General features: G+C 59.2%; 8 protein-coding genes and 1 pseudogene. 3 read left to right on the forward strand and 6 right to left on the reverse strand.

The features are described 5' to 3' along the window. Together Q0349_RS14100 and Q0349_RS06130 are read right to left on the reverse strand one after the other, a co-directional pair. The coding region (locus tag Q0349_RS14100; protein ID WP_366916285.1) for a DUF4372 domain-containing protein at window positions 1-150 on the reverse strand (150 nt) is incomplete at its 3' end. A 339-nt stretch (window positions 151-489) separates the two neighbouring features. Then, window positions 490-1,110 (reverse strand): annotated as a pseudogene (locus tag Q0349_RS06130) (ABC transporter substrate-binding protein); the annotation flags it as partial. Between the two features lie 285 nt (window positions 1,111-1,395). On the opposite strand from Q0349_RS06130, the gene Q0349_RS06135 reads away from it, so the two are divergent. Further along, a complete protein-coding gene (locus Q0349_RS06135; protein WP_298079993.1) occupies window positions 1,396-2,349 on the forward strand; it encodes a porin in 954 nt (317 codons plus the stop codon). A gap of 198 nt (window positions 2,350-2,547) precedes the next feature. On the opposite strand, the gene Q0349_RS06140 is transcribed toward Q0349_RS06135, so the two are convergent. Together Q0349_RS06140 and Q0349_RS06145 are read right to left on the reverse strand one after the other, a co-directional pair. Continuing rightward, complete coding sequence (locus tag Q0349_RS06140) at window positions 2,548-3,870, reverse strand: ArsB/NhaD family transporter (protein WP_298079994.1); 1,323 nt, start codon at window positions 3,868-3,870, stop codon at window positions 2,548-2,550. Window positions 3,871-3,874: 4 nt separating this feature from the next. Continuing rightward, window positions 3,875-4,354 carry a CBS domain-containing protein gene (locus Q0349_RS06145; RefSeq protein ID WP_298079995.1) on the reverse strand — a complete coding sequence of 160 codons (480 nt, stop codon included), beginning with the start codon at window positions 4,352-4,354 and terminating at the stop codon, window positions 3,875-3,877. A gap of 273 nt (window positions 4,355-4,627) precedes the next feature. Between Q0349_RS06145 and Q0349_RS06150 the strand changes: the two genes are divergently transcribed. Next, complete coding sequence (locus tag Q0349_RS06150) at window positions 4,628-4,936, forward strand: SEL1-like repeat protein (RefSeq protein WP_298079996.1); 309 nt, start codon at window positions 4,628-4,630, stop codon at window positions 4,934-4,936. Continuing rightward, window positions 4,882-5,367, forward strand: coding sequence for a tetratricopeptide repeat protein (locus Q0349_RS06155; RefSeq protein WP_298079997.1), 486 nt, complete (start codon window positions 4,882-4,884; stop codon window positions 5,365-5,367). The genes Q0349_RS06150 and Q0349_RS06155 overlap by 55 nt, the downstream gene beginning before the upstream one ends. 332 nt (window positions 5,368-5,699) lie before the next feature. Here the strand turns inward: Q0349_RS06155 and dld are convergent, their stop codons facing one another. Further along, window positions 5,700-7,412, reverse strand: a complete 1,713-nt coding sequence (gene dld / locus Q0349_RS06160; RefSeq protein ID WP_298079998.1) for a D-lactate dehydrogenase — start codon at window positions 7,410-7,412, stop codon at window positions 5,700-5,702. Between the two features lie 169 nt (window positions 7,413-7,581). Continuing rightward, window positions 7,582-9,096 carry an amidophosphoribosyltransferase gene (gene purF, locus Q0349_RS06165; RefSeq protein ID WP_298079999.1) on the reverse strand — a complete coding sequence of 505 codons (1,515 nt, stop codon included), beginning with the start codon at window positions 9,094-9,096 and terminating at the stop codon, window positions 7,582-7,584. Between the last annotated feature and the right edge of the window lie 257 nt (window positions 9,097-9,353).

Here is a 9,353-nt window from a genome sequence, read left to right on the forward strand (position 1 = left end):
GCTGAAGACGGCAAAAAGCATGGCGACAAGCAGGTCGTAACAGCTGAATTTTTTGCGGTATTTGTCGGCTTCGCAGGCATCAACGTGATGCTGGAAGGTGCCGTGCATGGCGGGCTTGATAAGGGCGTGGATGCGGGATATTGTGTACATGGGTTGCAGCTTTTGTTTTTTGAGTTGTTGTACGGGGTTTTACCCCGGGAAACGGGAGCCTGCAACCCTTTTTTGTGGGCGTCCGGTTTTATTCCGGACAGTAGTGTCCCCACGGGGGAGGGGGCAGAACGGCGCAAGCACCAAATATTTGTTTTTCATCAAACGACGGTGGGGCAAGCCCCACCCTACAACGGTTCAGAAAACAAAAGCGTGAACAGCAGCGGTAAAACCCCTTCCCCCGTGGGCGGGCGCCCATGAAAAATGCGGAAGCATTTTGCGCGGGAACCCGCCCGCTGCGGGGGAGGGGAGCGGCGCGTCATTCAGCAACCACGCGACAAATCACTTCGCCTTGGCGACCGCATCGCGTACCTGTTCCGCCATCAATTTGGCGGCAATCAGCCCGCGTGAGCGCGCCCACAAATCCGGCTCGATACTGACATTATGCGCAGGATTGGCGACCTTGAGCGCGCTCCACAGCGACTCCTTCTCCCACTTGCGCACCACGCTTTCCTCGCGGTAATGGGCGACAAACAGCCAGTCCGGGTCTTGCGCGAGGAACTGCTCCAGCCCAATCTCATAAAACGCCTTGCCATCAACCGGCGGCGGCAACTTGAAACCGAGGCGGACGACCACGCCACCGGCAAAATAATCGCCGGAGAACAGGTCAAACGTATTCTCGCGCGAAGCGCCGACGATGGCCGTTTGCCCGGCGGGAATACCTGCCTTGATGTCATCAAATTCCTTGTTCAGCGCATCGACCTTCGCCTTCATCTCGTCGTGCTTGCCGACCGCGTCGCCAATCACCTGCGCCTGCGCGAGGATGTCATCGAGGCTGCCGTAGCGCGAATTCAAGAGCAGCACCGGCGCAATCTTCGACAACTCGTCATAGGCGGCGGCGTGGCGATCCTTGTCCGCAATAATCAAATCCGGCTTGAGCGAGGCAATCGTCTCCATGTTCGGCTGCGCGCGCGTGCGCGGCGAAAGAGAAAGCCGCCAGCGCGGCGAGAAAGAGGCGTCTGTATATAGGAAAGCTCCTGAAAGGGGTTAATGAGAGGGCTTGTTATTCACGGCGCGCAGTGTAAAGACAAACCCCGGCAGACGCCAGAGCCAAACACGCGGCATACCTGCCCCGCCGTCCGCGCAGATGCATCGCGCGCGATGGCATATTCTGCGCTGTAAAATCGTTGCCGCTTGTCCATGAAACCGATAATATTGCAAGCGCAATTCAAACAAGAGGTGCGAGTTATGCGTAAATCACAGATGGCAGCGGCAATGGTGTTGTCGCTGGGAACAATATCCGCGATAGCAGCGGACGGACGGGATACCACGCTTTACGGCTCATTGGCGCAAGGGGTGCAATATCACAGCAAGGCAGAGAAAAACAGCCACATGGATTATCTCAATGACCATTTGCGTATTGGCGTCAAGGGGACGGAAGCGCTCGGTGGCAATAATCAGCTTTTCTTCAATCTTTATCTCACCAGCGAGGAAAACAAGGATGGCAGCGGCTTGAATGGTGTGCGCGAGGCGCATATCGGCGTGCAAGGCGATTTTGGCAGATTGACCCTGGGTAAACAGAAAACCGCCTGGAAAACTTATATGGTCAAATCCGTTTTTGACGATGCGGCGATTGGCATTGAGCGGCTCGGCAAAATGATTCGCTACGATTTGGAAGATATTGGCGGCAGCGGTTTCAGTTTTGCCGTTGATGGCGTGCTGGACGGCAAGCATGAAGTGATTAAAAGCGGCAGAAGTCGCGGCTTTAATGAATTTAGTGCGGCGGTGGGCTACAAAAACAATACCTTTGCCGTATCTGCCGGTTATGAAGGCACCAGCGGCAATGGCATCAAAACCAAACTGGGCGGCAGTACCGACGCCATTATGGGCGCTTCCGCCGCCGTCACCCTGCTGCGTTATGACGACAAAAGCCCAATGCTGGAATGGGCATTGGACGCGCAGCATCACGCCCATTTCGGCGAATATGCTTCCACCTCGCTCAATTATACTTGGGGCGCGCACCAATTCCGCGGCGGCTGGGAAGGCATTGATTATGACAAGGAGAAATTCTGGCAGCAATATCATTTGGGACATATCTACAAATTCAGCGAACGAACCGATACCGAGCTGAAAGGTACTTATCGCAAACAGGGCGATGATGACGAATTTATCGGCAAATTGACATTGCATCATGCCTTCTGATGGCAGCGTGAAAAAAGCGGGGTAAATGCCCCGCTTTTTTGATGCCGTGATGTGCGGATGCTAGTAGCTGTTTACAATTCATCTGCAAGGCCTTGCAGGTTGGATTACGGCTGTGCCTAACCCAACCTACAGAACGGCGTGTGCAAACCACGCCTGTGCGAGCGCATTAAAAAACGCCGGTTGCCCGGCGTTTGTCGTTCAGAAGTAGCGCAGCCACAGGTAGATGTGCGACAGCAGGATGGTCAGCAGCATCAGCGGGAAGGCGTATTTGGCGAACTGCACCATGCCGATCGGCTGTTTAGCCTTTTCGGCGAAGGCGGCGACGGTGAGGTTGGCGCTGGCACCAATCAGGGTACCGTTGCCGCCGAGGCAGGCGCCGAGTGCGAGCGCCCACCATACCGGTTCAAAGGCTTCCGGCGGGATGCCCTGTCCGGCCGATTGCAACAGCGGAATCATGGTGGCGACGAAGGGGATGTTGTCCAGCACGGAGGAGAGCAGCGCCGAGACCCAGAGCACGGCGTAGGCCATTTTCGGCACGTCGCCCCCGGTGGCGGCGATGAGTTTTTCGCCGAGTACTCCAAGCAGGCCGCTTTGTTCGACCGCGCCGACGATGATGAACAGCCCCATGAAGAAGTAGATGGTGATCCATTCGACTTCGGTGAAGGCCTGGTGCACGTTTTCGCTTTGTTTGTCCGCCGGTTGGCGGCCATAGGCGAGCATCATCAACAGCGCCGCGCCGGAGAGGGCGACGGTGCCGGGTTCGATGTGCAGCGGGTGGCCGATAAAGAAGCCCAAGAGAACGAGGCCGAAGACGAGGCCGCATTTTTTCAGGAGGTGGGCATCGGTGATGGCTTCTTTTTCGTCAAAGCGCATGATGGCGTCGCGCGCTGCCTGGGTAGTTTTCAGGTTGCGGCGGTGGATGAGCCAGAGCACGCCGCAGACGGCGACGAGGATGACGACGGAAATCGGCGTCAGGTGGTAGATGAATTCGGCGAAACTGAGGCTGTTTTTCGAGCCGATGATGATGTTCGGCGGGTCGCCGATGAGGGTGGCGGTGCCGCCGATGTTGGAGGCAAGGATGGTGGCGAAGAGGTAGGGGAAGGCGCGCACGTTGAGCTGTTCGGTGATGAGCAGCGTCACCGGGGTGATGAGCAGCACGGTGGTGACGTTGTCGAGCAGCGCGGAGAAGAGCGCGGTGATGCCCGCCAGCATCAGCATGATGCCGACCGGATCGGCCTTGACCCACTTGGCGGAGCGGATGGCGACGTACTGGAACACGCCGGTTTTGGCGGTGATGTTCACCAGCATCATCATCCCAGTGAGCAGCCATAGCGTGTTGAAATCTACTTTTTCCAGCGCCTGCGCCTGGCTGAGCAGGCCGCAGTAAATCATCAGCATCGCGCCAAAAAGGGCGATGACGGCGCGGTTTAATTTCTCCAGAATCAGGATGATATAGACGATGACGAGGATGATGCCGGAGAGCCACATCGGGTTTAAGCCAAAGATTGCGTGTGAGTTCATGGGATTATCCTTTGGCGCCCTGGATGTGGTCGAGAACGCCGTTGATGCTGACCACGCCGCAGAAGCGGCGGCTGCCGGCTTCGACGATGATGGCGTGGCTGTGGTATTGATAAATCAGGTAAAGCGCTTCCATCAGGCTGGTTTCCGGATGGAGCAGCGGGATGTCTTCGGTAATGAGGTGGTCGGTAATCGGCTCGCCACCGCGCGCGTGCAGGCGCTCGCGCAGCTCGTCCACGCTGGTTTTCATAAAATCCAGCTCCGGCAGCTTCTTGCCGTAGGCGGGATTGGCGGTGACGCCGCGCGGCAGCAGCACTTCTATCAATGACATACTGCTGAAAACGCCGATGAAATCGCCCGCGTCATCAACCACGGGAAAGTAACGGACGCCGCTGTGGTGCGTCGCCTCGAAGGCCTCGGCAATGGTCATCGCCGGATGCAGGATGCGCGGGTGCGCAATCATGATGTCGCGACAGGTGTAATGCATAAAAGTCCCCGGATGAGATGGTAAAAAAGTTTTAACATGGGGCATTGTAGCGCGCGTTTCCACAGAAAACCACAAAAAAGCGCAGAGTCTTCACATAAATGATTGTGGTTTTCGTGATGACGTGAAAGCCGTATATAGCCATCCACCGAAAGTTTCAGACAAGGCGCGCCGCTGAAGGCAGTACGCGGTTGTACGGCGAAGCGGCGCAACACAGTATGAGGCTTTCGGTGGATGGCTATAGTGTTGCCCAACACCTTGCAACCCCATAGCACGATGAAACAGAAAAAACCGCCTGTCATTCCGCCCGCCGTGCAGCCACTCTCGTACCAATACCATGATTTCTTGCTGGACAGGCAACCCGAACTGCTAGACGCCCTACGGCGCGATGTGACCGCCGGGCGCGCCAATGCGCAATACCTGATGGGGATGATGTATGCCGAGGGACACCACCTGCCGCAAGATACAGAGCTGGCATTGCACTGGCTGGAGCGGGCGGCAAAACAGGGCCATCTGACGCGCAACTGGATTTGGGGCTGCTCTATTTGGAAAGCGGCGATGCCGAAGGCGGGCGGCAATGGCTGATTATTGCCGGTGCAGGCGGTTCGGCGCAGGCGCAATACCAGTTGTTTCGCTATTACTTTGAGGGGCAGTATGGCGCGCCGGATTACTCACAGGCGATGGAATGGTTGGAGTGGGCGGCGCAAGGCGGCGTGGTGGAAGCGCAGGATGCACTCGGCAGCCTCTACCTTTACGGAGAGAATGTACCGGAAGACCGGAAAAAAGCGCGCTACTGGCTAAGAAAAGCGGCGGCAAAATCCTTGCCGCAGGCGCAATACCATTTGGGACTGCTGTATTTGAGTGAACCCGCCCCGACCACACGGCAACGCAATAGCGGATTGCAATGGCTGGGCAAAGCGGCGTGGGCAAATTTCGCCCAGGCGCAATTCATGCTGGGCGTGTATTTATTGCAAGGAAATGCCAGCAAAGCGGATATTGTCGGGGCGCGCTTTTAGCTGGAACAGGCGACCATGCGGGGCATTACCGACGCAGCGGAATATTTGCAGAAATGGGAAGCATCGTCTGCGGCAAAAAAGACTGAATAATTATGGGATTGGAATCATTGACCGCTTTAAGTGGATGGAATATGGCAATCCGCACCAAACAGCAAATGTAGCCCGGGCATTTATGGTCAACATTCGCAATGCCAACATACGGCTTCGCCACTGCCAAAAAAACCGCCAGATGTTGGCGGTTTTTTGGAGCCGGTTGGAAAACCGGTCTGCACGGATGGCAGTCGCCAAGCGGTGGCGGGCAATCCGTCGCTGTTGTTGCGCGGGTTACGGGGTTAATGCCCGCCGCAGCCGCAGCCTTTTTCCCAGTTTTTCTTTTTCGTGGTTTTGCCGATGCCGGGATTGAGGCTGTTGGTCGGGTCTTGGGCGCGGTAGAAGTTGGCGAGCGCTTCTTTTGCCGGATAGAGGTGGCCGACGTTATGCTCTGCCGGGTATTCCGCGCCTTTGCCGTCGAGATACGCCAGCAGCGCGTGTTTGACCGCCGCCGCGTCGCTGCCGGGTTTTAAGACGTAATCCTGGTGCATGACGTGGCAGAAGAAGTGGCCGTAGTAGAGTTTGGCGGCGATGTGCGCGTCAATTTCGGCGGGCAGGCGCTCGAACCAGTCGTGTTCGTTGCGGCGCAGCGCGATGTCCAGCGCCAGCAGGTCGCCGACTTCGTTGCCTTTGACGGCGTGGTAGCGGTTGGCGGCACCAGCAGCGGCGAAGCGGTGCAGCGTTGCTTGCGCCCCTTCTTTGCCAGTGCAGACGTGGTAGGCGCCGTCGTGCGGGTGGCTGGCGAAGTATCGTTTGAGGTAGGCATCGGCTTCGTCCACGCCGCCGTCTGCCATTTTCAGGATGAGGTGATGTTCGTAGCTGTCGCGCATTTGTTGCATGAATGGCGGCAGGTGCGTCGGCAGCATATCGGTCGCGCATTGGCTGATGCGGTCAGAGAGGTTTTTCAGGCGCAGTTTTTCGCCGAGGCGGTCGATGCGGTTTTTCCAGCGGAAGAAGGCCGGGATGTGTTTGCTGCCGAGGCGGTCGATGACGAGGTAGGTGTCGCGGCCGTAGCGCTCGGCGATGTCGTAGCAGTCGCGGTGCATGTATTCGCCGGAGACGGGCAGGTTTTTGAAGTGTTTGAGGATGTGGCGGCGCAGTTCGGTGAGGGTGTCGGGGTCGTGCGCGCCGATGTAATAGACTTGCTGGCGTTCGGGTTTGGCGAAGGTATCGACGCGCACCGCGAAGACGATGAGCCGTCCCGCCGAGCCGGAGGCTTCAAACAGGCGGCGGCCATCGTTGTTGTAACGCGAGGGGGTGTCGGCGTCGATGTCGCGCACGCGCTCTTGGTATTCGTGGTCGGAGGTTTGGCCGGAGGCCGCAGCGATGTCGGCATCGGTGTAGTCGCCGCGTTCGATGCGGTTGAGCAGGTTTTCCGGGTGCTGGCCGAGGTTGATGCCGAGGTGGTTCACCAGTTCAAGCGCGCCGTGTTCGTTGACGCGGGCGTAGAGCGCCATTTCGGTATAGGCGGGGCCGCGCTGGATGAGCGCGCCGCCGGAGTTGTTGCAGATGCCGCCGATGATGGAGGCACCGATGCAGCTGGAGCCGATGACGCTGTGCGGTTCGCGGCCTATGGCGGCGAGGGCGTCTTCGAGTTCGTAGAGGGTCGCGCCGGGCAGGGCGATGGCTTGCGCGCCGTCTTCAATGAGGCGGATGCCTTTCAGGCGGCGGGCGCTGATGAGGACGACGGGGCGGTCGTAGTCGCCGTAGGGGACGGAGCCGCCGGTGAGGCCGGTGTTGCTCGCCTGCATGATGATGATGAGGTCGTGCGCGACGCAGGTTTCGGCGACTTGCCACAGCTCGTAGAGGGTGCCGGGCTGGACGACGGCGAGGACATCGCCTTCGCCGTAGCGGAAGCCTTTGCGGTAGGGCGCGGTTTTTGCGGGTTTGGTAAGGAGGTGGCGGCGGCCAACGATGGCGGCGAGTTCGTCCAGGGCGGGGTGGTTTTGGCTCATGGGGGTTTCCTTGTAGTGGTGAATGGTTGCGCGGTTTACATACACCTTGAGCGCTCAGGTGTATGTATGTGGGGATGGGGGGAACGCATGGCATTGGCGAAGATGACCAGTAACCCCACCCCGGCCCTCCCCCACAGGGGGAGGGAGATTTCAATGAAGGGGATTGGCGTCAGAGGTCATCATCTCCCGCCGCCTCAATCATCGGCGTTTTGCGCGAGGCTTTGTTGTCCTGGCGCTGGTGTTCGAGGCGGGCGAGGTAGGCGTCGTCGATGTCGCCGGTGATGTAGCAGCCGTTGAAGACGGAGCAGTCGAAGTCTTCCGGCAGGCTGTGTTTGCTGCCCGCGCAGGCGTCTATCAGGTCGGGCAGGGTTTGGTAGATGACGCGGTCGGCGCCAATCGCGGCGGCGACGTCCGCTTCTTCGCGACGGAAGGCGATGAGCTCTTCGTGGGTCGGCATATCAATGCCGTAAACGTTGGGGAAGCGCACCGGCGGCGCGGCGCTGGCGAAATAGACTTTTTTCGCGCCCGCGTCGCGTGCCATCTGGATGATTTGTCCGCTGGTGGTGCCGCGCACGATGGAGTCGTCCACCAGCAGCACGTTTTTGCCGCGAAATTCGAGGGTCATCGCGTTCAGCTTTTGCCGCACCGATTTTTTCCGCTGTTTTTGGCCGGGCATGATGAAGGTGCGGCCGATGTAGCGGTTTTTGACGAAGCCTTCGCGGTATTTGACGCCGAGCCGCGCCGCGAGCTCTATCGCCGAGCTGCGACTGGTGTCGGGGATGGGGATGACGACGTCGATGTCGTGCTCCGGCCAGTCGCGCAGGATGCTTTCCGCCAGTTTTTCGCCCATGCGCAGGCGGGCTTTATAGACGTTGATGCCGTCGATGGTGGAATCGGGGCGGGCGAAGTAAACGTACTCAAAGATGCACGGCACGCGGCGCGGATGCTCGGCGCATTGGCGGTGATGCACCGTGCCGTCTTTGGTGATGATGAGTGCTTCGCCCGGCTCAAGGTCGCGCACGATGGTGAACCCTTGCGATTCCAGCGCGACAGACTCGCTGGCAATCATGTATTCATGTCCGCCGTCTTCGGCGTCGCGCACGCCGTAGATAATCGGGCGGATGGCAAACGGGTCGCGGAAGGCGACGAGGCCGTAGCCGCTAATCATCGCGACCACGGCATAGGCGCCGCGCACGCGGCGATGGGTAGCGGCGACGGCGTTGAAGATGACTTCCGGCGTGGGCCGCAGTTGCTGCTGCCGCTGAATTTCGTGGGCGAAAACGTTGAGCAGCGCTTCGGAATCCGAATGTGTGTTGATGTGGCGCAGGTCGCTCTCGTAAATGGCGCGGATGAGCTCGTCGGTGTTGGTGAGATTGCCGTTGTGGGCAAGCGCGATGCCATAGGGCGAGTTCACATACAGCGGCTGCGCCTCGGCGGCGCTCGATGTGCCGGCGGTCGGGTAGCGCACATGGCCGATGCCGTAATTGCCGACGAGGCGCTGCATCTCGCGCTCGCTGAAAACATCACGCACGAGACCGTTGTCCTTGTGCAGGAAAAAGCGCCCGTCCGCGTCGCAGGTGGCAATACCGGCGGCGTCTTGGCCGCGATGCTGCAACACGGTCAGCGCGTCATACAGCGCCTGGTTTACAAAGGATTTGCCCACAATGCCCACAATGCCGCACATACCTGAACTCCCGGAGAAATGAGGCGCGGATTATACGCCCGCCCCGCCGCCTTTTGCCGGGAATTGCTACACTGTCGCCGCCCGTCCCGCCATAAGGAAATGCTATGCCCCGCCTCATTGCCGCCCTTGCGCTCGCCCTGCTCGCCGCCAGCGCGCACAGCCGCGAACCCCCCACCCGACCGTGGCTTGCCGCCGAACACCTCACCGCCGCCATCGCCCGCGAACCGGCAGACACCCTGCCGCCGTTGCCGCAGACC

The organism is uncultured Cardiobacterium sp. (assembly GCF_938028185.1).
Lineage (GTDB): Bacteria > Pseudomonadota > Gammaproteobacteria > Cardiobacteriales > Cardiobacteriaceae > Cardiobacterium.